Raw genomic sequence first — 23,095 nt, forward strand, 5'->3', positions numbered from 1 at the left:
GGCTTGGTCCCCGGCAGCTTGCGCCCCGGCGGCTCGGTCCCCGCCAACTCGTTGCCCGGCGCCCTGTACCCCGGCGCCCTGTACCCCGGCGCCTTGCTCCCCGGCGGCTCCGTCTCGGGCGGTTCGTTGCCCGGTGGCCGGTCCCCCGCCCCGCCGCTGGCTGATGGTCTGGTCCGCGGCGGCCCACGCGTGGGTGAGGGCGGTCGCCCGGGCGAGCAGTTCCCCGGGGGCGGCCACCGGCCCGGCGTTTCCCGGGCTCGCCCCCGCGTCCTTCCCCGCTCCGGTGTTTCCCTGCGTACCGTCGACCGTCACGCGCGCCTCCCCGGATCCCCGTCGCCCCACATACTGGCGGCGCCGGGGCGCCCGCGCGGCGCTTTCGGCCGTATTTCAGCCGAACCGACCGGGAAACAACCGCACTTGAGCCCCCGGAGCGGTACGGGAAGCGGTCACCATCGAGGTGGGGGCGCCCGCGGTGGCCCGGGCTACGGATCGGGGGAGGCCCGAGGCCCGCGGCCGCCCCCGACTCAAGGACCCGGCCCGGGCCCTGGCGCCTACAGCTCCACGCCGACCATCACGGGCTCGTTGACGAGGGTGATCCCGAACGCCTCCCGCACCCCGGCCACCACCTCACGGGCCAGCGCCAGCAGATCCTCCGTGGTCGCGGCGCCGCGGTTGGTGAGGGCGAGGGTGTGCTTGGCGGAGATCCGGGCGGGCCCGCCGCCGTACCCCTTGGTGAAGCCGGCCTTGTCGATCAGCCAGGCGGCGGAGGTCTTGGTGTGCCCGGCGCCCGCGGGGTAGGCGGGCGGCTCCGCGTCCGCGCCCAGCCGTTCCTTCACGCGCGCGTGGAACACGGCGAAGTCGGCGTCGGTGAGGATCGGGTTGGTGAAGAACGACCCGGCCGACCAGGTGTCGTGGTCCTCGGGGTCGAGGACCATGCCCTTCCCGGCCCGCAGCTTCAGCACGGTCTCCCGCGCCGAGCCGACCGGCACCCGGTCCCCCGGCTCCACGCCGAGCGCCCGCGCGGTCTCGGCGTACTTGATCGGCGCCGACATCCCGTCCGCGTCCTCCAGGACGAAACGGACCCGCAGGACGACATACCGCTCGGGGTCGGCCTTGAAGCGGCTGTGCCGGTAGGCGAAGGCGCACTCCTCGTTGGTGAGGGTGACCGCCTCGCCGGCCCGACGGTCGTAGGCGACGACCTCGGTGATGGTGGCGGAGACCTCCTGGCCGTACGCCCCCACGTTCTGGATGGGGGTGGCCCCGGCCGAACCGGGGATGCCGGCGAGGCACTCGATCCCGGCCAGGCCGGCCTCGACGGTCCGGGCGACGGCGTCGGTCCACACCTCGCCCGCGGCCAGCTCCAGCGTCGTACCGACGAGCTCGAACCCGCGCGTGGCGATCCTCAGGGCGGTGCCCTCGAAGCCCTTGTCCCCGATGACGAGGTTGGATCCGCCCCCGACCACCAGCAACGGCGTCCCCGCGGCGTCGGCGGCCCGCACGACGTCGATCACCTCGGCGTCGCTGGTCGCGGTCACCAGCCGGGCGGCGGGCCCTCCGAGCCGAAAGGTGGTCAGCGGAGCAAGCGGGGCATCGTAAGTTTCCAGCACGCGCCCAAGCCTACGAGACCGAGTCCACGAGACCCCGTGGACGCCTATCCGAGCCGTACGACCGCGCGGGACATCCCCAGCACCTTCTGTCCCCCGCTGGTGACCAGCAGATCGACGCGCACGGTGTTGTCGTCCAGCTTGGCCGCCACCTTCCCGGCGACCTCGATCACCGCGCCCTGCTCGTCGTTGGGCACGACGACCGGCCTGGTGAACCGCACCCCGTAGTCGACGACCGCGCCCGGGTCCCCGACCCAGTCCGTCACGACCCGGATCGCCTCGGCCATGGTGAACATGCCGTGCGCGATGACGTCCGGCAGGCCCACCTCCTTGGCGAACTTCTCGTTCCAGTGGATGGGGTTGAAGTCCCCGGAGGCCCCCGCGTACCGCACGAGCGTGGCCCGGTCCACCGCGAAGGTCTGCGCCGGCAGTTCGGTGCCGACCTCGACGTCCGCGTAGGCGATCTTCGCCGTCATCACCCTCACGCCTCCTCGGCCGCGCGCGCGACCAGCTTGGTCCAGGCGGTCACGACGTGCTCGCCCGACTCGTCGTGCACCTCACCGCGGATGTCCACGATCTCGTTGCCCGCCATGGACTTGACCGCCTCGATGGTGGACGTGACCGTGAGCCGGTCGCCGGCCCGCACGGGGCGCTTGTAGGCGAACTTCTGGTCGCCGTGCACCACCCGGCTGTAGTCGAGGCCGAGCCGGGGGTCCTGGACGACCTGTCCGGCCGCCTTGAAGGTGATGGAGAACACGAAGGTGGGCGGGGCGATCACATCGGCGTACCCGAGCGCCTTGGCGGCCTCCGGGTCGGTGTACACCGGGTTGGTGTCACCCACGGCCTCGGCGAACTCACGGATCTTCTCGCGGCCGACCTCATAGGGGTCGGTGGCCGGGTAGGTCCGCCCGACGAAGGACTGGTCGAGCGCCATGGGCTCGGCACCTCCTGCTTGCTCTACTGACCGGTACTGGTCCACTCAACGACACGAGGCCGCCCCCGATCACTCGGGGACGGCCTCGCATACGAGCCTGATTTATCGCGTTTCGCGGTGCGCGGTGTGCGCGTTGCAACGCGGGCAGTGCTTCTTCATCTCCAGTCGGTCCGGGTTGTTACGCCGGTTCTTCTTGGTGATGTAGTTCCGCTCCTTGCACTCCACGCAGGCCAGCGTGATCTTCGGGCGGACGTCGGTGGCAGCCACGTGAGTGCTCCTTGACGAACGGATGGGATTGGTTTAACGCAAGAAAGAGTAGCCGATCGAAGGACCGACCCCGCAATCGGCTACTGCGTGTAGCGGTGACCGGACTTGAACCGGTGACACAGCGATTATGAGCCGCTTGCTCTACCGACTGAGCTACACCGCTTTGATGCGATCCGTCCCCGCCTTGCGACGGGAACCTCTCACACCAGAGCCCCAATACGGAATCGAACCGTAGACCTTCTCCTTACCATGGAGACGCTCTGCCGACTGAGCTATTGGGGCGAGCGATGAAGACATTACACGGTCCGCAGCCGTTCACCCAAATCCGTTTCGCGCCCCTCCGAAGGCACCCGCCGACGCGCCCTGCGGACACCCCCGCGGCCGGTCCCACCGCCGGTCCCGGCGGCCCCGCGCGCCTCCCCCGACCCGCCCCGGCACCACCGCGACCACGGCAACCACACCGGTACGACTATTGCGCTCCTCCCCGACCGCACCGGACCACCGCCCTAGGCTCGACTCACTCTCCGTGACCTTGCGTCCCCCAGCCGACCCCGGATCCCAGCCACCCAGCCCCGACCCGCAACCCACGAGCCCTCCGCCCCCAAGCCCCACCCCAAGACCCAAGACCCCAACTCGAAGCCCCGACCCGCGAGCCACCGAACCCGGAGCCCCGACGCACGACCCGCGGGCCCCCACCCCGGCCCCCCAGCCCCAACCCCAGACCACAGCCCCCGAGCCCCCGAGCCCCCGAGCCCCCTGGGAGTGTGATGCCCGACAGTCGGCCCGAGCCACCCCCGCCGTCGTCCTTCCCGTCCGGTACCCCGGGCGGTTCGTCGGACCCGGGCGCGCTGCTGCTGTGCGGGGCGCGGCTGACGGACGGCCGGACCGTGGACGTACGGCTGGTGCGCGGACGGATCGAGGCGGTCGGCACGGCCGGCAGCCTCACGCCCGGCCCGGCCCGCTCGGGCACCGGCACCGGCACGGGCACCGGCACCTCGCGGGTCGACCTCTCCGGCCATCTCCTCCTCCCGGCCCCCGCCGAGCCGCACGCCCACGTCGACACGGCCCTGACGGCCGACCTCGACGGCCCCGTCCCGTACGGCCCCGAGGACGTCCAGCGCCGCGCCATCGAGGCCGCCCTGCTCCAGCTCGGACACGGCGCGACCGCGCTGCGCGCCCAGGTGCGGGTGGGCGACGTCCAGGGCCTCGGCGCGCTGACCGCCGTCCTGCGGGCCGGGCGCTCGCTGACCGGGCTCGCCGAGCTGACGACGGTGGCGATGCCCCGGCTGCTGACCGGGGTGGCCGGGGCGGACGGCCTCGCAATGCTGCGGGACGCGCTGAAGATGGGCGCCTCGGTGGTCGGCGGCTGTCCCGACCTCGACCCCGACCCGACCGGGTACGTGGAGGCCGTCCTCGAGGTCGCCGCCGAGCACGGCTGCCCGGTCGATCTGCACACCGACGCCTGCGACCCGGCCCGTCTCGCCCGGCTCGCCGCGATGGCCGGCGGGCTGCGTCCCGGGGTCGCCCTCGGCCCCTGCGGCGGCCTCGGCCGGCTGTCCCCCGCCGCGGCCCGCCGTACCGCCGACCGACTGGCCGCCGCCGGAGTGACGGTGGTGTGCCTCCCGCAGGGCGGCTGCGGCGCCTCGGAGCACCACGGCACGGCGCCCGTACGGCTGTTGCGCGCGGCCGGGGTACGGGTGGCGGCCGGCAGCGGGGCCCTGCGCGATCTGTCCAACCCGGTCGGGCGCGGCGACCCCCTGGAGGCGGCCTACCTCCTCGTCTCCCGCCACGGCCTGCGCCCCGAGGAGGCCTACGACGCCGTCAGCGCCTGCGCACGCGCCGCCCTGGGGCTGCCCGAGGTCCGTGTCGAGGCCGGCTTCCCCGCCGAGCTGCTGGCCGTCCGCGGCGACCGGCTGGCGGGCGCGCTCTCCCTCGGGTACAGCCGCATCGTCATCCACCGCGGCCGGGTGGTGGCCCGTACGAGCGCGGTCCGCGAGTACTGCGACTCACCGGCTCCGGCAGCGGCGGCCTCACCGGCTCCGGCAGCGGCGGCCTCGGCGGCTCCGGTGGACCGGGGGCTGCCCCGGCAGGGGCGCGGCGAGTCGTCGTAGCCCTCCTGGGCGTGCCCGCCGGTGCGGCGCGGCGGACGGGGACGCCCGGGCGTACGGTCGGAAGCATGCGCATTGTCATCGCTGGTGGTCATGGTCGGATCGCGCTGCGGCTGGAGCGGTTGCTCGCCGGGCGCGGTGACGAGGTCGCGGGGATCGTCCGCAAGGCCGAGCAGGCCGGGGATCTGCGGGCCGCCGGCGCCGAACCGGTCGTACTGGACCTGGAGTCGGCGTCGGTGGAGGCGGTCGCCGAGCGGCTGCGGGGAGCGGACGCGGCGGTGTTCGCGGCGGGCGCCGGCCCGGGCAGCGGGGTGGCCCGCAAGGACACCGTGGACAAGGGCGCGGCGGTGCTGTTCGCGGACGCGGCGGTCCGGGCGGGCGTACGGCGCTTCGTGGTCGTGTCGTCGATGGGCGCGGACCCCGAGCACCGGGGCCAGGAGGTCTTCGACGTGTACCAGCGCGCCAAGGGCGAGGCGGACGCGTACGTACGGGGTCTGGACTCGCTCGACTGGACGATCCTGCGCCCCGGACTGCTCACGGACGATCCCGGCACCGGCCTGGTCCGGCTGGAGGCCCACACGGGCCGCGGTCCGGTCCCGCGCGACGATGTGGCGGCCGTCCTGGCGGAGCTCGTGGACACCCCGGCCACGTCCGGCCTCACCCTGGAGCTGATCAGCGGCTCGGCGCCGGTGGCGGTGGCGGTGAAGTCGGTGGCCGGGAACTGAGGAAGGCTCAGCCGGTGCGCGGGTGCGGGGGGTTCCTCCGGAAGGCCGGAAGTCAGAAGAGCGGAAGCTGCCCCGGGAACTCGGGCAGTGCGTAGCCGTCCAACGACGGCTGTACGGCACCGAGTTGCGCCCTGCTGCGGGAGCCGGGGCAGGAGACGAGCTCCCCGTTCTCACGGGCGCCCGGCGGGTCGTGCCGGGCGAACCGTCCGGCGACCACGGCGATCTCGCGACGGCACTCGGGACAGACTCTGCGACGGCTGGCTCCGCTGGACATGGGGCCAGTGTGCCGTAGTGGGCCACCCGGGTAGCGGGTCGCGGCACACGCCCCGCTCGCCGCGCGGATCGGCCGACACCTCCCTAGCATCCGGACATATGGCACATACCTTCGAGGAACTCGTGGCGATGCAGCGTCTGGCCGACGAGACCCACACCCGGGTCGAGGAGCTGCGGGACGCCTACGGCCCTCCGACGGCCACGCCCTGGTCGGAGACGCAGACCGAGACGTACGAGACCGCCTGGAGGGCCTGGCGCGACCTCGCCCGTGACGTCCAGGCCGCGGTGACGGAGTTCGCCAAGGGCGAGGAGAGACAGCGCAGCGATGTGGAGGCGGAGGTGAAACGGGAGGCGAAGTCACCCGACATCTGACGCGCCCTTTTCAGCAGACGAAGCCCGTCGAGTTGCCCCAGAAGACGAGGAACGACCAGGTCTGGGCTCCGACGACGCCGTCGGCGACGATGCCGGCGCACCGCTGGAAGCGCAGCGTCGCCTGCTGGGTGACGGGCCCGAACTGCCCGTCCACGGCGAGGTCCCGGCCGGTGAGGGAGTGGTTCAGATAGCACTGGGCCTGCCGGACGGCACTGCCCGAGGAACCCAGTTTCAGGGTCGGCCGGCTCATGGTGAAGTTGCAGACGTCCACGGACCCGTGGGTGACGGCCCGCACGGGCTGTGCCGCACTCTGCTGAGACGCACTCTGCTGAGGCGCGGCGAGAGCCGGCGCCCCGGCGAGCAGGAGCGCGGCGACCAGGGTCCCACTGGTGAGCATGCGTCGCATGTCCAGCACCTCCAAATGAGACATCCCCCGTACCACCGTGCACTCCAGCCCCACGGGCCGCATCTCCGCCTCTCCTGCAAAAGGGCCCCTGACCTGCTGTCGTCACAGGTCACGGGCCCTTTTCCGGGGGCGGCCGATCGGCCGGGGAGCGTCAGGGAACGTTGGTGACGGACTCACAGCGCACGGCGTAGTCGGCGTTTCCGGCCTCGCCGTCGCAGGAGTCGGTGTTCGCGCCGCCGTCCAGGAAGTCGTTCGCGGGGCCCGCGAAGATCGCGTCGTCGCCGGTGCCGCCGCGCAGCAGGTCCCGGCCGCCGGCCGTGCCGACGGTCGCGTCCCCGTCGAAGTTCACGTTGTCGCCGAAGAGTTGGTCGGCTCCGCCGCGGCCCTCGAGCACGTCCTTGCCCGCGAAGGTACGGGAGGCGTCGCCGACCGAGCTGTCGCCGAAGAGCAGGTCGTCCGCCGTGCCGCCGATGATCCGGTCGTTGCCCGCCCCGATCGCCTGCCCGCCCGCCGGGTCGCCGATGTTGTGGTCCCCGATGGCGAAGATGCCGCCGTCGGCGCCGAGGTCGATGAGGTCGTCGCCGCCGTTCCCGCGCACGGCGTCGATGCCCTCGCTGTCCCCGATGATGCTTTCGCCGGTACCCGGCCCGGAACGCAGCACATCGTCGCCGGCCCCGGTCGCGGACCCCTGGAAGGGCGCGGCCGAGTCCCCGAGCAGCCCGTCGTCACCGTCACCGCCCTCAATCCGGTCCTTTCCACCCCCTTCGGCATCACCACCGAGGGCGACGCTGTCGCCGGTCATGTGCACGTCGTCACCGTCACCGCCGTACATCAGGTCGTCGCCCCCGCCGGAGGCGTGACCGCTGTCGCTCTCCGAGTCGCCGACCATGAAGTCGGAGCCGTCACCGCCGTAGAGGGTGTCGTTGCCCCCACCCCGGACGTTCCCGCTGCCGCTCTGCGCGTCACCGATCATGTCGTCGTCGCCGTCACCGCCGTACAGGACGTCCTTGCCGCCGCCCAGGGCGTCTCCGCTCTCGACGGACACGTCCCCGCGGATCGCGTCGTCACCGTCACCGCCGTCGATCCGGTCGTTGCCGAGCCCGCCGATCAGCCGGTCGTCACCGCCGAGGCCGCAGATGACGTCGTTGCCACCGCGCCCGTCGACGACGTCCGCTCCCGCGGAGCCGACGATGACGTCACTGCCCGGCGTACCGGTGAGCGTGCCCGCGCCGCTGAGGGTGGCGGGAATACCGAAACAGGTGGGCGGGGCGGCGACCGCGGGGGCTGCCGGCGCTCCCAGCGTGAACAGCGCGGCCGACACAATGCCGGCCGTGAGAAGCCGAGCCATGCAGGACCTCCAGGTCTGAGGGGTGCCAGAAGGAGGTCTGCCCCGAGGCCACGGCCGTCGGCCCGCACATGATCCGTTTGCCGCACCCCGTCCCTCGAACGGGCAGCACACGACAAAGGGCCCGTCACCTGCTGCATAAGCAGGTAACGGACCCTTCGTTCTCAGCGTGGCGGCGCCAGGATTCGAACCTGGGAAGGCTGAGCCGGCAGATTTACAGTCTGCTCCCTTTGGCCGCTCGGGCACACCGCCGGGGTTGCTGCCGTTCGAACCGCTTTTCGGCGGCGCTCTGTGGCAACGACGTAAACAATACCCGATGCCGAGGGGTGCTTCGCCACCCGATTGATCTCCACCCGGACGACCGCGGGTGGCTAGGCTTGTCCGGATGCGGCCCGGGATCACACCGGGCTCGGCGGCCGCCTCCACGTACGCCGATACGCAGCTCACACGCACCCCGATACAAGGAGCCACAGGACATGGCCGACTCCAGTTTCGACATCGTCTCGAAGGTCGAGCGGCAGGAGGTCGACAACGCCCTCAACCAGGCCGCCAAGGAGATCTCGCAGCGCTACGACTTCAAGGGCGTGGGCGCCTCGATCGCGTGGTCCGGTGAAAAGATCCTGATGGAGGCGAACTCCGAGGACCGGGTGATGGCTGTCCTCGACGTCTTCCAGTCGAAGCTGATCAAGCGCGGGATCTCGCTGAAGGCGCTGGACGCGGGCGAGCCCCAGCTCTCCGGCAAGGAGTACAAGCTCTTCGCGGAGATCAAGGAGGGCATCTCCCAGGAGAACGCGAAGAAGGTCGCGAAGCTCATCCGTGACGAGGGCCCCAAGGGCATCAAGGCCCAGGTACAGGGCGACGAACTGCGCGTCAGCTCCAAGAGCCGTGACGACCTGCAGGCCGTCATCGCCCTGCTGAAGGGTCAGGACTTCGACTTCGCACTGCAGTTCGTGAACTACCGGTAGCCGGCCGCCGGTCGGCCGCTCCCGGTGACGACGAAGGGCGGGCACCCCGCGGTGCCCGCCCTTCTCGTCCGCCGGACCCGTCGGCCGGACCTCGCTCAGTCGCGCGAGTTGCCGAACAGCAGCCGGTAGACGATCAGGAGCACGAGCGATCCGCCGATCGCCGCCACCCAGGTGGCGCCGTCGTAGAAGTCCTTGGTGATCGGGTGGTCCAGCCAGCGGGCCGATATCCAGCCGCCGATGAACGCGCCCGCGATCCCGATGAAGGTCGTTCCGATGAACCCGCCCGGGTCCCGCCCCGGCAGCAGGACCTTGGCGATGACTCCGGCCAACAGTCCCAGGATGATCCAGCTGATGATGCCCATGTCCTGAACCTGCCCTTCCGCGCTGTGCCCGTGCTGTCCGGGCACTGTGATCTCGCTCGCTCCGGACGGGCCGTGCCGGTCGTGACACCTCCCGCCCCACGCCCTCCGTCGCACGCGGGTTCGTGTCGCGTTCACTCGGGTTCGTGTCCTGTTGTCGGGGACGACGTCCCCCCGGCATCCGATGGTTCCGCCGATCAGTAGGGTGCGGCCCATGACACAGCCCGGATCCCCCGCCGAACTGCGGCGGACCCTGGGCGTCGGCGACGCCGTGGTCATCGGACTCGGTTCGATGACCGGCGCCGGCGTCTTCGCCGCCCTCGCCCCCGCCGCGCACGCCGCGGGCTCCGGACTGCTGCTCGGACTCGCCCTCGCCGCGCTGGTCGCCTACTGCAACGCCATGTCGTCGGCCCGCCTCGCCGCCCTGTACCCGGCCTCGGGCGGCACCTATGTGTACGGGCGCGAACGCCTCGGGGAGTTCTGGGGATACCTGGCCGGCTGGTCGTTCGTGGTCGGGAAGACGGCCTCCTGTGCGGCGATGGCGCTGACGGTCGGGGCGTACGTCTGGCCGGAACAGGCGCACGCGGTGGCGGTCGCGGCCGTGGTGGCCCTGACCGCCGTCAACTACGGCGGCATCCAGAAATCGGCCTGGCTGACGCGGGCGATCGTGTCGGTGGTCCTCGCGGTCCTCGCTTCCGTGGTCGTGGTGTGTCTGGGCTCCGGCGCCTCGGACGCCGGGCGGTTGGACATCGGGGCCCCGGACGGCCCGGGCGGTGTGCTGCAGGCCGCCGGTCTGCTGTTCTTCGCGTTCGCCGGGTACGCGCGCATCGCGACCCTCGGCGAAGAGGTACGGGATCCGGCGCGCACCATCCCCCGAGCGATCCCCCTCGCGCTGGGCATCACCCTGGCCGTCTACGCGTGCGTGGCGGTCGCCGTCCTGTCCGTGCTGGGCGCCGGAGCGCTCGGGCGGGCGGAGGCACCCCTGGCCGACGCGGTGCGGGCGGCGGGCGCGCCGGGGATGGTGCCGGTGGTACGGGCCGGGGCGGCCGTGGCCGCGCTGGGCTCCCTGCTCGCGCTCGTCCTGGGCGTCTCACGCACCACCCTGGCGATGGCCCGCGACCACCATCTGCCCGGCGCGCTGGCGGCCGTTCACCCGCGTTTCCAGGTGCCCCACCGGGCCGAACTGGCGGTCGGCGCGGTGGTGGCGGTGCTGGCCGCCACGGTGGACGTACGGGGCGCGATCGGTTTCTCCTCCTTCGGTGTGCTCGCCTACTACGCGGTGGCCAACGCCTCGGCCTGGACCCTGGACGACTCCCCGACGGCGCGGGCGCTCCCCGCGGTGGGCCTCCTGGGCTGCGTGACCCTGGCGTTCGCCCTGCCGGTGACGTCCGTGGCGACGGGGGCGGCCGTGCTGGCGGTGGGCGTGATCGCGTACGGGGTGCGGAGGTGGCTCGGCCGGCGGTGAGCGGACTACGGCGTCCGCGGTATCTGCTCGTTCTCGGTCATGCGTTCATGGTGCCGGACGCCACTGACAATCGGGCCGGCCTGTGGACAACCGGCCGATTGTGCACAACCCGCTCACCCTCGCGGGCCGACCCATTCGCGTCAGCGTCCGGCGAACGGCTGGTCCGTGGGCACGATCTCGCGGCCCAGCGGGAACAGCGAGACCGGGATCAGCTTGAAGTTCGCGATGCCGAACGGGATGCCGATGATGGTCACGCACAGGGCGAGCCCGGTCACGATGTGCCCGAGGGCCAGCCACCAGCCGGCGAGCACCAGCCAGAGCACGTTCCCGACACAGGAGGGCGCGCCCGCGTCCCGCCGTTCGACCGTGGTGTAGCCGAAGGGCCAGAGGGCGTAGACGCCGATACGGAATGCAGCAACGCCAAAGGGAATGCCGATGATCGTGATGCAGAGGAGCAGGCCCGCGAGGAGGTAGGCGAGGAACAGCCAGAAACCGCTCAGGACGAGCCAGATGACGTTCAGGATGGTCTTCACTGGTAGCGACCTGCCATTTTCTCGAGCCGGGCGATGCGTTCCGCCATCGGCGGGTGGGTCGAGAACATCTTGGTTAGGCCCTGGCCGGGACGGAAGGGGTTCGCGATCATCATGTGGCTCGCGGTCTCGATCCGGGGCTCGGGGGGCAGCGGAAGCTGTTTGGTGCCCATCTCCAGTTTGCGCAGGGCGCTGGCGAGGGCAAGCGGGTCGCCGGTGAGCTGGGCTCCGGAGGCGTCCGCCTCGTACTCCCGGGAGCGGCTGATGGCGAGTTGGATCAGACTGGCGGCGAGCGGGCCGAGAATCATGATCAGAAGCATGCCCAGGAGACCGGGGCCGTCGTCGTCGTCGGAGCGGCCGATCGGGATCAGCCAGGCGAAGTTGACCAGGAACATGATCACGGAGGCTAGGGCGCCGGCGACCGAGGAGATGAGGATGTCGCGGTTGTAGACGTGGCTGAGCTCATGGCCGATGACTCCGCGCAGTTCCCGCTCGTCGAGGATGCGCAGGATGCCCTCGGTGCAGCACACCGCGGCGTTGCGCGGGTTGCGGCCGGTGGCGAAGGCGTTGGGTGCCTCGGTCGGGGAGATGTACAGCCGGGGCATGGGCTGGCGGGCCTGGGTGGAGAGGTCGCGGACCATCCGGTACAGGGCGGGGGCCTCGAACTCGCTGACCGGGCGGGCACGCATCGCGCGTAGCGCCAGCTTGTCGCTGTTCCAGTACGCGTACGCGTTCGTCCCGAGGGCGATCACGACCGCGATGACGAGACCCGTGCGGCCGAAGAAGCTGCCGATGACGATGATGAGGGCGGACAGTCCCCCGAGGAGTACTGCCGTCCTGAGCCCGTTGTGCCGGCGGTGCACGGTACGCCCTCCAAATCGTGCAGCAGGGGAACCCTTTGCTTGCTGGTGTTCCGTCTCTCCGGTGCCCACTGGAGTCGTGGTGTCACGTCCAGTGGACCCTCCCGTACTGGTCAACGCCAGGTGGGAGTCACTAGTTCCCTTGTGCGTACGGGCACGGGTGTGGGCCGTCGGGGTGACGGCGGAGTGACGGCCGGGGCGTGCGCGGGTCGATGGGCGCGTACGCGTGCGCGTGGGGCGCTCAGAAGAGGCCGGTGTCGGTGAAGCGCAGGATCAGCTGGGGTGCTCCGGACAGGACGATGCCGAGGGCGGCGGTGAGGGTGATCGCGGCGGTGAGGGGGGCGGGCACGCGGTGCTTGACGGGTTCGCCCTCGCTGTCGCCTTCGGGGGCGCGGAACAGCAGGGCCGTCCACCGGAGGTAGTAGTACAGGGCGATCACGACGTTGACGGCCATGACGACCGCGAGCCAGCCCAGGCCGGCGTCGACGGCCGCCGAGAAGACGGTGACCTTCGCGAAGAGCCCGATGACACCGGGCGGCAGTCCGGCGAGGCACAGCAGGAAGAAGGCCAGGAGGAGCGCGGAGAGCGGGTGACGGGCGTGGAGGCCCCGGTAGTCCGTGAGGCGGTTCTGCGGGCTCGTACGGCCCACCAGGGCGGCCACCGCGAAGGCGCCGAGGTTCACGGCGGCGTACATGAGGGCGTACGCGACGGTGGAGCCGATGGCGTGCTCGGCGTCGTCGGTGTACGCGGCGGCGGCGATCGGTACGAGGAGGTAGCCGGCCTGCCCGACGGAGGACCAGGCGAGCAGGCGTACGGCGCTGTACGCGCGCGTGGCCTGTTGGCGGAGGGCGCCGACGTTGCCGACGGTCATGGTGAGGGCGGCCAGCGCGGCCAGGGCGGGGCCCCAGACGTCGGCGTAGGAGGGCAGGCCGACGACGGTGACGAGGATGAGGCCGGAGAAGCCGACGGCCTTGCCGACGACCGACAGATAGGCGGCGATCGGCAGGGGGGCGCCGATGTAGGTGTCGGGTACCCAGAAGTGGAAGGGGACGGCGGCCGTCTTGAAGGCGAAGCCGACCAGGGTGAGGACGACGCCGGTCTGGGCGAGGGTGTGGAGCTGGCCGTCGACGTGCTGGATGCGGTCGGCGATCTGGGTGAGGTAGAGGGTGCCGGTCGTGGCGTAGAGGAAGCTGATGCCCATCAGGCTGACGGCGGTCGCGGTGACGGACGACAGGAAGAACTTCAGGGCCGCCTCCGCGGACCTGCTGTCGCCGTGCCGGATGCCGACGAGGGCGAACGCGGGCAGGGAGGCGACCTCCAGGGCGACGACCAGGGTGGCGAGGTCGCGGGAGGCGGGCAGCAGGGCGGCGCCGGCGGCGGAGGACAGCAGCAGGAACCAGAACTCCCCTTCGGGGAGTCTTCCGCGCGCGTCCTTCAGGACGGTGACCGACAGGAGGGCGGCCAGCAGCGCTCCGCCGAGGACGAGGAACTGGATGACGAGGGTGAAGCGGTCGGCCGTGTAGCTGCACGCGCTGGGGTCGCCGGTCAGGCAGAACGTGGAGCGGTCGCCGTCCCGGAGGGGCAGCAGGAAGGCCGTGGAGGCGGCGAGTCCGGCGACGGAGAGCCAGCCGAGGAGCGGCTTGCGGGCGTCGGGCAGGAACAGGTCGGCGACCAGGACGACGAGGGCGACGACCGCCGCGAGGGTGGGTGGGGCGATCGCGAGCCAGTCGACGGACTGGACCAGCGACTCGGCCAGGGGCTGGGCAAGGAGCTGGGCCGGGGAGCTCATCGGGTGCCTCCTGCGAGGAGCTGCTGCACGGCCGGGTCGGTCAGGCCGAGGAGGGCCTTGGGCCACAGGCCGGCTACGACGGTGAGGGCGACGAGCGGGGTCCAGGCCGCGAACTCGTACGACTGGACGTCGGCGAGCTTCGGCGCGTCCTGCGGGAGGGCGCCCATGCAGACGCGGCGGACCACGACGAGCAGGTACGCGGCCGTGAGCAGGGTGCCGAACGCGGCGATCGCCGTGAAGGTGAGGAAGGCGGGGCGGCTGAGGTCGTCGGCCGGGTCGAACGCGCCGAACATGGCGAGCATCTCGCCCCAGAATCCGGCGAGGCCGGGCAGGCCCAGCGAGGCGACGGCGGCGAAGGCGAGCAGTCCGCCGAGGCGGGGCGCCTTGCCGTACAGCGCGGCGCCGGTCTGTTCGGCGAGGGCGTCGAGGTCGGTGGTGCCGGTGCGGTCCTTCAGGGCGCCGACCAGGAAGAAGAGCAGACCGGTGATGAGGCCGTGGGCGATGTTGGCGAAGAGGGCGCCGTTCACGCCGGTCGGGGTGGTCGAGGCGATGCCGAGCAGGACGAAGCCCATGTGGCCGACGGAGGAGTAGGCGATGAGGCGCTTGAGGTCGCCCTTGGCGCCCTGTTTGGCGAGGGCCAGGCAGGCCAGGGATCCGTAGATGATCCCGACGACGGCGAAGGCCGCGAGGTAGGGCGCGAAGGTGTGGAAGCCGTCGGGTGCGATCGGCAGGAGGATCCGGACGAACCCGTACGTACCCATCTTCAGCAGGACACCGGCGAGCAGGACCGAGCCGACGGTCGGGGCGGCGGTGTGGGCGTCGGGCAGCCAGCTGTGCAGGGGCCACATCGGGGTCTTGACCGCGAGCCCGATCCCGATCGTCAGAACGGCGATGACCTGCACGGATGTGCTCAGTGACCGGCCGTTGTCAGTGGCGAGTGCGACCATGTCGAAGGTGCCCGCCTTGATTCCGATCAGGAGCAGGCCGAGCAGCATGACCACGGATCCGAGCAGCGTGAACAGGATGAACTTCATCGCCGCCCGGGTCCGGCCCTCGCCGCCCCAGCGGGCGATGAGGAAGTACATCGGGATGAGGACCATCTCGAAGGCGAGGAAGAACAGCAGCAGGTCGAGGACGGCGAAGGTCGCGAGCGTGCCGGACTCGAGGACGAGCAGCAGGGCGACGAAGGCCTTCGGGGTCGGCCCCGACGGCATCTTGAAGTACGAGTAGAGCGCGCAGAGGAAGGTCAGCAGCGCGGTCAGGACCACGAGGGGGAGGGAGATGCCGTCGATGCCGAGGTGGATGCGCACGTCGAGTGCCGGGATCCAGCTGATGTCCGTACTGGCCTGCATCTTCGACGGATGGTCGTGGTCGAAGCCCAGGGCGAGGACGATCGCGGCGACGAGGATCACGCCGGTGACCGTGACGCCGTGCCGGAGCACGGCCTGCTCGGGTGACTTCCCCTTCAGTCCGGGTGGGGCGGGCAGCAGAGCGGCGGCGGCGCCGAGGAGCGGGCCGACGACGACGAACGCCAGAAGGAACTGCATCACGGACTCGTTGATATCGATCACGCCTGCTCACGCTCCCGAGGCGACGAGGAGGACGGCGACCGCCAGGACGACGGTGCCGGCGAGCAGCGCGCTCACATAGGTCTGGACGTTGCCGGTCTGGGCGCGGCGTACGGCCGCACCGAGCCAGCGGGGCAGGGCGCCCGCGCCGCGTACATAGGTCTCGACGACCTCGCGGTCGAGGAACCGGACGAGGCTCGCGCCGCCCTGGACGGGGCGGACGAACAGCGCCGAGTACAGGGCGTCGAGATGGAAGCCGACGGCTGCGTGGCGGTGCAGCGGGCCGAGCAGGAGCCTCCCGGGGTCCGCCGGGTCGGGCGCCGAGGCCATGTCTCCGTAGGCGGGCGCGTGGGTCGCGATGGCCTCGGCCTCGACCCGGCCCGCGTCGCCCTCGGGGTGTGCGGCGACCGCGCCGAGTGGGGCGACGGCCGCGAGCGGCCTGAGGTGCCGCCAGGCGGCGTACGTGACGATCGCGCCGGTCAGGGCCACGCCGGTGCCGAGCACGGAGGTGGTGAGGGTCGGGGCGAGGTCGTTGCCGTCGAACCAGCCGGGGAGCGTGCGGTAGGCGAGCGCGCCGAGGCCGAGGGACGGGACGGCGAGGACCCACAGCACGAGGGTCATGGTCAGGGGCTGGCGGCCGTGGTCGGGGGCCTCGGCGCCCCGGCCGTGGAAGGCGAGCAGCCAGAGCCGGGTGGCGTAGGCGGCGGTGAGGAGGGCGGTGATCAGTCCGGCGACGAGGACGAGCCAGCCGGCGGCGCCGGGGGCGTGCTCGGTGTGGCCGGTGGTGATGTGCTCGGCGGCGCCGAGGACGGACTCCTTGGAGAAGAAGCCGCTGAACGGCGGGATCGCGGCGAGCGCGAGGAGCGCCACGGTCATCGTCCAGTAGGCGTCCGGGACGCGCTCGCGCAGCCGGCTCATCCGGGACATGGCGGCGAGCGAGTTGGTGCCGGCGGCGTGGATGATCACGCCGGCCGCGAGGAACAGCAGGGCCTTGAAGGCGCCGTGCGAAAGGAGGTGGAAGACGGCGGCCGAGCGGTCGCCGACGGCGAGGGCGCCGGTCATGTAGCCGAGCTGGCCGATCGTCGAATAGGCGAGGACGCGTTTGATGTCGTCCTGCGCGAGCGCCGCGAGGCCGGAGCCGACCATGGTGACGGCGGCCATCACGGCGAGGACGACCATCGCGGCCCGGGAGGCCTCGAAGACCGGGAGGAGCCGGGCGATGAAGTAGACACCGGCGGCGACCATCGTCGCGGCGTGGATCAGCGCGGAGACGGGGGTGGGGCCGGCCATGGCGTCGGGGAGCCAGCTGTGCAGCGGGAACTGCGCCGACTTGCCGGCCACGCCCGCGAGGAGCAGCAGGGCGATGACGGTCGGGTGGTCGAGGCCGCCGTGGGCGACGGTGTCGAGGACCTTCGTGATCTCGAAGGAGCCGGCGTCGGTGGCGAGGGCGAACAGGCCGATCAGGAAGGGGACGTCGCCGAGCTTGGTGACCAGGAAGGCCTTGAGGGAGGCCGCGCGGGCCTCGGGGGTCTCCCAGTAGTGGCCGACGAGGAAGTAGGAGCAGATGCCCATGACCTCCCAGCCGACCAGCAGCACGATCAGGTCGCCGGTGTAGACGACCAGGAACATCGCGGAGGTGAACAGGGAGACGAGCGCGGCGTACGAGGGGTAGCGCGGGTCCTCGCGGAGGTAGCCGGTCGAGTAGATCTGCACACAGGTGGCGACGGTGCCGACCAGGACGGCGACCAGGGCGGCGAAGCCGTCGACGTCCAGGGAGAGCTCGATCGGGATCGAGCCGGTGGGGGTGAGTTCGGTGGCCGCGTGGACGGCCGCGTCTCCGCCCTGGCGTACGGCGACGACGGCGGCCAGGACGAGGGAGGTGAGGGTCGGCAGGACGGCGAGGGGGCGGACGAACCCGGGGGCGTTGCGCCCGAGGAGCAGTCCGGCCACCGCGCCCAGGAAGGGAAGGAGAGGGACGAGGACGGCGAGGGTGGTCGTGGTCACGCGGTGGCCTCAGCCTTCTCGGTGCCCGGCCCGGTCTCGGGGGTGTCGGTCTCGTGGCCCTCGGCGGTGTCGCGGAGCCGGTCGATGTCCGAGGTGCCGCGAGCCCGGTACACGGCGAGGACGATGGCCAGGCCGATGCCGATCTCGGCGGCGGCGATGGCGATGGTGAACAGGGTCAGGGCCTGTCCGGAGTGCAGGGTCTCCTCGGCGGCCCGGCTGAGCCAGACGTCGAAGGCGACGAGGTTGAGGTTGACGGCGTTGAGCATCAGCTCGACCGACATCAGGACCAGGATCGCGTTGCGACGGGCGAGGACGCCGTAGAGGCCGGTGCAGAAGAGGAGGGCGGCGAGGACGGCGGGATAGGCGAGGTGCATCAGCGGGCACCTTCCTGCTCGGCCGGGGAGCCGGAAATTCTTTCGTCACTTTCCGTTACCGATGGGGAACTCTTGGTGACACCCCGGGCGTTCACGGGGGGAGAGCTCGCATCGGGCTCCGTCTTCGCCTTGCGGGACAGGACGATCGCGCCGACCAGGGCCGCGAGGAGGAGGACGGAGAGGGCCTCGAAGGGAAGGACCCAGTTCTGGAAGAGGCTCGCACCGGTGACCTCGGTGGAGCCGGCGGCGGGGCCGTCCAGGTCGATCCAGGTGGTGCGGAAGGCGTCGACGACCACCCAGACGAGCGCGGCGGCCGCGGCGACGGCGACCGTCAGGGCGGCCCAGCGGTTGCCGGAGTCGGCGTCCGGTGAGCGGCCGATGGGGGCCTTGGTGAGCATCAGACCGAAGAGAAGGAGGACGACAACGGATCCGACGTAGATGAGGACCTGCACCCAGGCGATGAACTCCGCGGTGAGCAGGAGGTACTCGACGGCGAGGCCGCCGAGGGCGACCACCAGCCACAGGGCGGCGTGGACCAGCTGCCGGGTGGTGACGGTGACCAGGGCGGCACCGAGGGTGGCCAGGCCGACGAGGACGAACGCGATCTCGACACCGGTCGGGGACAGGAAGCCGTGCGGCGCGGCGGCCAGGGCGGCCGTGGCGGCGGAGGAGGCGGGGGTCACGACTCTCCTCCCTCGGGATCGGCGGACGCCGCGGGCTCGGCGGGGTCGGTGGGCTCGGACTCGGTGGCCTGGGCCTGGGCGGCGGCCAGCTTCTCCGCCGTCTTGCGGGCGGCGGCGATCTCCTTCGGCTCCTCGGCGGCGGGGTCGAGGGCGGGCGGGGCCGGCACCGTCCACATCCACTCGCGGAGCTTGTCCCGCTCGTGTGTGAGTTCGCGGATGTCGGTCTCGGCGTACTCGAACTCCGGGGACCAGAACAGGGCGTCGAAAGGACAGACCTCGATGCAGATACCGCAGTACATGCACAGGGAGAAGTCGATGGCGAAGCGGTCGAGGACGTTGCGGCTGCGCTCGCGGCCCCCCGGAGCGGCGGGCGGGACCGTCTCCTTGTGGGAGTCGATGTAGATGCACCAGTCGGGGCACTCACGGGCGCAGAGCATGCAGACCGTGCAGTTCTCCTCGAACAGACCGATCACGCCCCGGGTGCGGGGCGGGAGTTCCGGCTGGGCGTCCGGGTACTGCTCGGTGACGGACTTCCTCGTCATCGTGCGGAGGGTGACGGCCAGGCCCTTGGCGAGGCCGGAGCCAGGAATGGGGGCCACTAGGAGATCACCACCTTGACGACGCCGGTGAGGGCGATCTGGGCGAGAGAAAGGGGGACGAGGAGGGTCCAGGAGAGTTTCTGCAGCTGGTCCTCGCGCAGTCGGGGGTAGGTCACGCGCAGCCAGATGACGACGAATGCGAGGACGGCCGTCTTCAGCAGGGTCCACACCCAGCCGAGACCGTCGGCACCCCAGGGGCCGTGCCAGCCGCCCAGGAAGAGGACGGTGGTCAGGCCGCACAGGACGACGATTCCGGCGTACTCGGCAAGGAGGAACAGGGCGAACCGCAGACCGGTGTACTCGGTGTACGCGCCGAAGATGATCTCCGAGTCGGCGACGGGCATGTCGAAGGGCGGGCGCTGGAGTTCGGCGAGGCCGGCGACGAAGAAGACGATCGCGCCGACGATCTGCCAGGGCAGCCACCACCACTCGAAGGCGTCGACGATGCCGGGCAGGGAGACCGTGCCGGCGGCCATCGCCACCGAGGCGGCGGTGAGCAGCATCGGGAGTTCGTAGGCGAGGAGCTGGGCGGCGGTACGCAGGCCGCCGAGGAGGGAGAACTTGTTGGCGCTGGCCCAGCCGGCCATGAGGGAGCCGAGCACGCCGACGCCCATCACGGCGAGCACGAAGAACACGCCCGCGTCCAGGACCTGGCCGACGGCACCCTCGCCGGGGCCGATCGGGATGGCGAGGAGGACGAGGAGGTAGGGCAGAAGGGCGACGGCGGGGGCGAGCTGGAAGATACGGCGGTCCGCGCCGGCGGGGACCACGTCCTCCTTCTGCGCGAACTTCACACCGTCCGCGATGAGCTGGGCCCAGCCGTGGAAACCGCCCGCGTACATCGGGCCCAGGCGGCCCTGCATATGGGCCATGACCTTGTGCTCGGTCTGACCGACGATCAGGGGGAAGGTGAGGAAGACGACGAAGACGAGCAGGAGTCGCAGGGTGACGTCGAGAGCGTCGTTCACTGCGGGCCTCCTGACGGGGGGTCGGGGGTGGGGGGTTCAGGGTCGGCGTCGGGGTCGGGAAGGGGGCCGGGGCTTGGGTCTTCGTCCCCACCGGTGCCGGACGACTTGGGCACAGACGGCTGCTCCGTCGCCGGCTCCGGGTCTGGATCAGACTCCCGCGCAGACTCCGGCCCCGGCCCCGGCCCCGGATCAGACTCCGGGCCCTCCGGGCCCTGTGCGGGCCGCACGGGGTGCTCCCCCGGTCCCGGCTGCGCGGCGGCTTGCTCCGGACTCGGCTCGTTCGCCTCCGCAGCCGGTTCCGGACCCGGCTCCCACTCCGGCTCCGGCTCCGGCTGAACAGGGGGCTGCCCCGGTTCCGGCTGGTTCGGGGTGGGCTGCGGCTCGTCGAAGGCCGGGCGGGCGTGGTGCCAGGGGGCGTCGGCGCTGCGGGGGGTCCGGGCGGGGCGGGTGTCGGGGGTCGGGGGCTGGGTGCGCTGGGACGCCGAGCCCTCGGAGGCGGTGCGGGAGCGGCGGGGACCGGCCGGGGTGCGTCCGGTAGTCGGGGCCGTATCGGCGGCGGTGCCCGCGGCACCCGTCGTGCCCGCGGCACCCGTCGTGCCCGCGGCACCCGTCGTGCCCGCGGCGCCAGTCGTACCCACGGCGTCCGTCCTGCCTGCGGCGCCAGTCGTACCCACGGCACCAGTCGTACCCACGGCACCCGCCGTGCCCGCGGCACCAGTCGTACCCACGGCACCCGCCGTGCCCGCGGCACCAGTCGTACCCACGGCATCCGTCCTGCCCACGGCACCCCTCGTGCCCGCGGCCGGGCCGTCAGTAGCCCCTTCGGTTCCTTCGGTGTCCGTTGTGCCTCTCGTGTTCTCGGGGCGTTGGGAGGCCGAGCCCTCGGTCGTGGTTCTTGTCCTGCGCGCCGTGGACGGGCGCGGGGTCGGCTCCGGGGGCGTGCCGGTTTCCGGGGTGGCCGGTGTTTCCGGGGCCGTCTGGCTCGCGGAGCCCTCCGCTGCGGTGCGGGTGCGGCGGGCCGGGCGGTCGCCGGTGGCGGCTCGGGCCGGGCGGTCGCCTGCGGCGCGGGCAGCCGTTGCCCGGGCCGGGCGGGCCGGGGCGGGAGGGAGTTGGCCCTTGAGGGGGCCCCAGTCGTTCGGGTCGGGGACGCCGGGGGGCAGCATCTGGCGGCGCTTGGGGCCGGCGTGCGCCGCACCTGCCGCGGGCTCTCCCGGTTCCTTGGCGCCGGGCCAGGCCTTGGCGACCCGGGCCGCGAGGACGAAGTCCTTGCGGAGGGGATGGCCTTCGAAGGTCTCGGGGAGGAGGAGGTGGTGCAGGAAGGGGTGGCCCTCGAAGGCGACGCCGAACATTTCGTGGGTCTCGCGCTCGTGCCAGCCGGCGCCCGCGTAGACGTCGACGGCGGAGGCGAGGGTCGGGGCCTCGTGCGGGACGGTCGTGCGCAGGAGCAGGCGGCGGACCGGGGCGAGGGCGACGACGTGGGCGGAGACGCGGAAGCCGGTGGCCGGTTCGTCGACGGCGCTCAGCCAGTCGAAGTAGGTGCAGGAGAGTTCGTCGCGGGCGGTGCGCAGGGCGGTGGTCCAGGAGGCGGGCGGGACGTCGACGGTCAGGACGTCGTAGGACTCCTCGGCCGTGGCGTCCGTGCCGAAGAGGTCCTCCACGGGGGCAGGCAGCCAGCCGATGGTGGTCATCCCGCGTTCCCCTCTGCGATGGGCGGCTTGACCAGGTCGCTCTGCAGGGCGGCGGCGGACGGGCGGTGGGTGCCGTAGCGCTCGTGCAGGGACTCCCGGGCGATCTTCTCCTGGAGCTTGAGGATGCCCTGGAGGAGGGCCTCGGGGCGGGGCGGGCAGCCGGGGACGTAGACGTCGACGGGGATGATCTGGTCGACGCCCTTCGTCACGGAGTACGAGTCCCAGTAGGGGCCGCCGCAGTTGCTGCAGGCGCCGAAGGAGATGACGTACTTCGGCTCGGGCATCTGCTCGTACAGGCGCTTCACCGCGGGGGCCATCTTGTCGGTGACCGTGCCGGAGACGACCATCAGGTCGGCCTGGCGGGGGCCCGGGGCGAAGGGGATGACGCCGAGGCGGATGAAGTCGTGGCGGGCCATCGACGCGGCGATGAACTCGATGGCACAGCAGGCGAGGCCGAAGTTGAAGACCCAGAGCGAGTAGCGGCGGCCCCAGTTGAGGACGACCTTCATCGGCTCGGGGGCGAGGCGGGCGAGCGCGCCCAGGCGCTTCGGCTCCGGGAGGAGAACGGGTGCGGAGGCCGTCGCTTCGGCGGAAGCGGTCGCCTCTGGGGTCACGTCCATGTCAGGACGCCCTTCTTGTATGCGTACAGCAGGCCTACGGCGAGGAAGCCGAGGAAGATGAACATCTCCACGAGGGTCGTGGCGCCGTAGCCGGGGGCGGCGAAGACCGTCGCCCAGGGGAACAGGAAGATCGAGTCGACGGCGAAGATGACATAGAGGAAGGCGTAGACGTAGTAGCGGACCTGGGTGTGGGCCCAGCCCTCGCCGACGGGGTCGACGCCGCACTCGTACGTGAGGAGCTTCTCGGGGGTCGGTACGACCGGGCGCAGCAGGCGTCCGGCGCCGAAGGCGACGGCCACGAACAGCACGCCGACGACGGCGAGCAGTCCGACGACCGAATAGGACCGGAAGTAGTCCGCCGCGATCTCGACGGTCGGTTCCCGCACGTCCGTCCCCTCGCTCCCTGACCTCAGCCTCTTCGGCTTCTTCGGCCACTCGGGCCTCTTCGACGATCTGTACGCACGGAGTCTAGGCCCTGATAAAGGGACGGTAAGCAGCCCGTCACACCTTGGACCGTGGGGCGGGGGTTTTCCCCAGGAGGCCGGGGCGGGGAACCTCATGGCGCGGGGGCGTGCGGCGCGGCACGCTA

At 71.8% G+C, this 23,095-nt stretch carries 25 protein-coding genes and 3 tRNA genes; 5 read left to right on the forward strand and 23 right to left on the reverse strand.

The annotated features are described in order from the left end of the window. Positions 1–551 precede the first annotated feature (551 nt). From ABZ464_RS06295 to ABZ464_RS06320, 6 genes are all read right to left on the reverse strand, one after another. Positions 552–1,607 carry a UDP-N-acetylmuramate dehydrogenase gene (locus ABZ464_RS06295; protein ID WP_359271680.1) on the reverse strand — a complete coding sequence of 352 codons (1,056 nt, stop codon included), beginning with the start codon at positions 1,605–1,607 and terminating at the stop codon, positions 552–554. A gap of 44 nt (positions 1,608–1,651) precedes the next feature. Next, complete coding sequence (locus ABZ464_RS06300) at positions 1,652–2,080, reverse strand: MaoC family dehydratase (protein ID WP_359271682.1); 429 nt, start codon at positions 2,078–2,080, stop codon at positions 1,652–1,654. Positions 2,081–2,085: 5 nt separating this feature from the next. After that, positions 2,086–2,538 carry a MaoC family dehydratase N-terminal domain-containing protein gene (locus ABZ464_RS06305; RefSeq protein WP_359271685.1) on the reverse strand — a complete coding sequence of 151 codons (453 nt, stop codon included), beginning with the start codon at positions 2,536–2,538 and terminating at the stop codon, positions 2,086–2,088. A 102-nt stretch (positions 2,539–2,640) separates the two neighbouring features. After that, positions 2,641–2,805 carry a 50S ribosomal protein L33 gene (rpmG, locus tag ABZ464_RS06310; protein WP_003948671.1) on the reverse strand — a complete coding sequence of 55 codons (165 nt, stop codon included), beginning with the start codon at positions 2,803–2,805 and terminating at the stop codon, positions 2,641–2,643. Positions 2,806–2,895: 90 nt separating this feature from the next. Beyond that, positions 2,896–2,968: transfer RNA gene (locus ABZ464_RS06315), tRNA-Met, on the reverse strand. A 46-nt stretch (positions 2,969–3,014) separates the two neighbouring features. Then, positions 3,015–3,087: transfer RNA gene (locus tag ABZ464_RS06320), tRNA-Thr, on the reverse strand. 485 nt (positions 3,088–3,572) lie between these two features. Between ABZ464_RS06320 and ABZ464_RS06325 the strand changes: the two genes are divergently transcribed. Both ABZ464_RS06325 and ABZ464_RS06330 read left to right on the forward strand, forming a co-directional pair. Next, positions 3,573–4,916, forward strand: a complete 1,344-nt coding sequence (locus ABZ464_RS06325; protein ID WP_359271688.1) for an amidohydrolase family protein — start codon at positions 3,573–3,575, stop codon at positions 4,914–4,916. A gap of 65 nt (positions 4,917–4,981) precedes the next feature. Continuing rightward, positions 4,982–5,638 (forward strand): SDR family oxidoreductase, encoded by a 657-nt coding sequence (locus ABZ464_RS06330; protein ID WP_359271691.1) that lies wholly within the window; start codon positions 4,982–4,984, stop codon positions 5,636–5,638. Positions 5,639–5,690: 52 nt separating this feature from the next. On the opposite strand, the gene ABZ464_RS06335 is transcribed toward ABZ464_RS06330, so the two are convergent. Beyond that, entirely contained in the window at positions 5,691–5,912 is a 222-nt protein-coding gene (locus tag ABZ464_RS06335) for a hypothetical protein (RefSeq protein ID WP_359271694.1), read from the reverse strand. Between the two features lie 98 nt (positions 5,913–6,010). On the opposite strand from ABZ464_RS06335, the gene ABZ464_RS06340 reads away from it, so the two are divergent. Then, positions 6,011–6,283: a hypothetical protein gene (locus ABZ464_RS06340; RefSeq protein WP_359271697.1), complete on the forward strand. Its 273-nt coding sequence runs from the start codon at positions 6,011–6,013 to the stop codon at positions 6,281–6,283. A gap of 10 nt (positions 6,284–6,293) precedes the next feature. On the opposite strand, the gene ABZ464_RS06345 is transcribed toward ABZ464_RS06340, so the two are convergent. The 3 genes from ABZ464_RS06345 to ABZ464_RS06355 all read right to left on the reverse strand — a co-directional run bounded on the left by ABZ464_RS06345 (position 6,294) and on the right by ABZ464_RS06355 (position 8,286). Next, entirely contained in the window at positions 6,294–6,689 is a 396-nt protein-coding gene (locus ABZ464_RS06345) for a peptidoglycan-binding domain-containing protein (protein ID WP_359271699.1), read from the reverse strand. Between the two features lie 151 nt (positions 6,690–6,840). Then, complete coding sequence (locus ABZ464_RS06350) at positions 6,841–8,037, reverse strand: calcium-binding protein (protein ID WP_359271702.1); 1,197 nt, start codon at positions 8,035–8,037, stop codon at positions 6,841–6,843. Between the two features lie 167 nt (positions 8,038–8,204). Continuing rightward, a tRNA-Tyr gene (locus ABZ464_RS06355) sits at positions 8,205–8,286 on the reverse strand. A gap of 224 nt (positions 8,287–8,510) precedes the next feature. Here ABZ464_RS06355 and ABZ464_RS06360 point away from each other — a divergent pair. Continuing rightward, the gene (locus ABZ464_RS06360; RefSeq protein WP_359271705.1) at positions 8,511–8,999 is read left to right on the forward strand and encodes a YajQ family cyclic di-GMP-binding protein; all 489 of its coding nucleotides are present in this window, start codon (positions 8,511–8,513) and stop codon (positions 8,997–8,999) included. Positions 9,000–9,094: 95 nt separating this feature from the next. On the opposite strand, the gene ABZ464_RS06365 is transcribed toward ABZ464_RS06360, so the two are convergent. Further along, positions 9,095–9,361 carry a GlsB/YeaQ/YmgE family stress response membrane protein gene (locus ABZ464_RS06365; protein WP_133914823.1) on the reverse strand — a complete coding sequence of 89 codons (267 nt, stop codon included), beginning with the start codon at positions 9,359–9,361 and terminating at the stop codon, positions 9,095–9,097. A gap of 211 nt (positions 9,362–9,572) precedes the next feature. Here ABZ464_RS06365 and ABZ464_RS06370 point away from each other — a divergent pair, with 211 nt between their 5' ends. Next, a complete protein-coding gene (locus tag ABZ464_RS06370) occupies positions 9,573–10,823 on the forward strand; it encodes an APC family permease (protein ID WP_359271708.1) in 1,251 nt (416 codons plus the stop codon). Positions 10,824–10,963: 140 nt separating this feature from the next. On the opposite strand, the gene ABZ464_RS06375 is transcribed toward ABZ464_RS06370, so the two are convergent. From ABZ464_RS06375 to ABZ464_RS06430, 12 genes are all read right to left on the reverse strand, one after another. After that, positions 10,964–11,356: a YccF domain-containing protein gene (locus tag ABZ464_RS06375; RefSeq protein ID WP_359271711.1), complete on the reverse strand. Its 393-nt coding sequence runs from the start codon at positions 11,354–11,356 to the stop codon at positions 10,964–10,966. Further along, positions 11,353–12,216: a zinc metalloprotease HtpX gene (gene htpX, locus ABZ464_RS06380; protein WP_359271713.1), complete on the reverse strand. Its 864-nt coding sequence runs from the start codon at positions 12,214–12,216 to the stop codon at positions 11,353–11,355. The genes ABZ464_RS06375 and htpX overlap by 4 nt, the downstream gene beginning before the upstream one ends. Before the next feature lie 238 nt (positions 12,217–12,454). Then, a complete protein-coding gene (locus tag ABZ464_RS06385; RefSeq protein ID WP_359271716.1) occupies positions 12,455–14,002 on the reverse strand; it encodes an NADH-quinone oxidoreductase subunit N in 1,548 nt (515 codons plus the stop codon). Beyond that, positions 13,999–15,573: an NADH-quinone oxidoreductase subunit M gene (locus ABZ464_RS06390; RefSeq protein WP_359271719.1), complete on the reverse strand. Its 1,575-nt coding sequence runs from the start codon at positions 15,571–15,573 to the stop codon at positions 13,999–14,001. Before ABZ464_RS06390 ends, ABZ464_RS06385 begins: the two co-directional genes overlap by 4 nt. 6 nt (positions 15,574–15,579) lie before the next feature. Continuing rightward, entirely contained in the window at positions 15,580–17,574 is a 1,995-nt protein-coding gene (locus ABZ464_RS06395; protein WP_359271722.1) for an NADH-quinone oxidoreductase subunit L, read from the reverse strand. Further along, positions 17,571–17,948 (reverse strand): NADH-quinone oxidoreductase subunit NuoK, encoded by a 378-nt coding sequence (nuoK, locus tag ABZ464_RS06400; protein WP_359271724.1) that lies wholly within the window; start codon positions 17,946–17,948, stop codon positions 17,571–17,573. Before nuoK ends, ABZ464_RS06395 begins: the two co-directional genes overlap by 4 nt. Next, positions 17,948–18,631 carry an NADH-quinone oxidoreductase subunit J gene (locus ABZ464_RS06405; RefSeq protein WP_359271727.1) on the reverse strand — a complete coding sequence of 228 codons (684 nt, stop codon included), beginning with the start codon at positions 18,629–18,631 and terminating at the stop codon, positions 17,948–17,950. Before ABZ464_RS06405 ends, nuoK begins: the two co-directional genes overlap by 1 nt. Next, positions 18,628–19,230, reverse strand: coding sequence for an NADH-quinone oxidoreductase subunit I (locus ABZ464_RS06410; RefSeq protein WP_359271730.1), 603 nt, complete (start codon positions 19,228–19,230; stop codon positions 18,628–18,630). The genes ABZ464_RS06405 and ABZ464_RS06410 overlap by 4 nt, the downstream gene beginning before the upstream one ends. Continuing rightward, entirely contained in the window at positions 19,230–20,198 is a 969-nt protein-coding gene (locus ABZ464_RS06415; RefSeq protein ID WP_359271733.1) for a complex I subunit 1 family protein, read from the reverse strand. Before ABZ464_RS06415 ends, ABZ464_RS06410 begins: the two co-directional genes overlap by 1 nt. Beyond that, complete coding sequence (locus ABZ464_RS06420) at positions 20,195–21,886, reverse strand: NADH-quinone oxidoreductase subunit C (RefSeq protein WP_359271736.1); 1,692 nt, start codon at positions 21,884–21,886, stop codon at positions 20,195–20,197. Before ABZ464_RS06420 ends, ABZ464_RS06415 begins: the two co-directional genes overlap by 4 nt. Next, a complete protein-coding gene (locus ABZ464_RS06425) occupies positions 21,883–22,506 on the reverse strand; it encodes an NADH-quinone oxidoreductase subunit B family protein (protein ID WP_359271739.1) in 624 nt (207 codons plus the stop codon). Before ABZ464_RS06425 ends, ABZ464_RS06420 begins: the two co-directional genes overlap by 4 nt. Next, entirely contained in the window at positions 22,497–22,892 is a 396-nt protein-coding gene (locus ABZ464_RS06430; protein WP_055637671.1) for an NADH-quinone oxidoreductase subunit A, read from the reverse strand. The genes ABZ464_RS06425 and ABZ464_RS06430 overlap by 10 nt, the downstream gene beginning before the upstream one ends. Positions 22,893–23,095: the final 203 nt, after the last annotated feature.

The organism is Streptomyces sp. NPDC005820, from assembly GCF_040630255.1.
Lineage (GTDB): Bacteria > Actinomycetota > Actinomycetes > Streptomycetales > Streptomycetaceae > Streptomyces.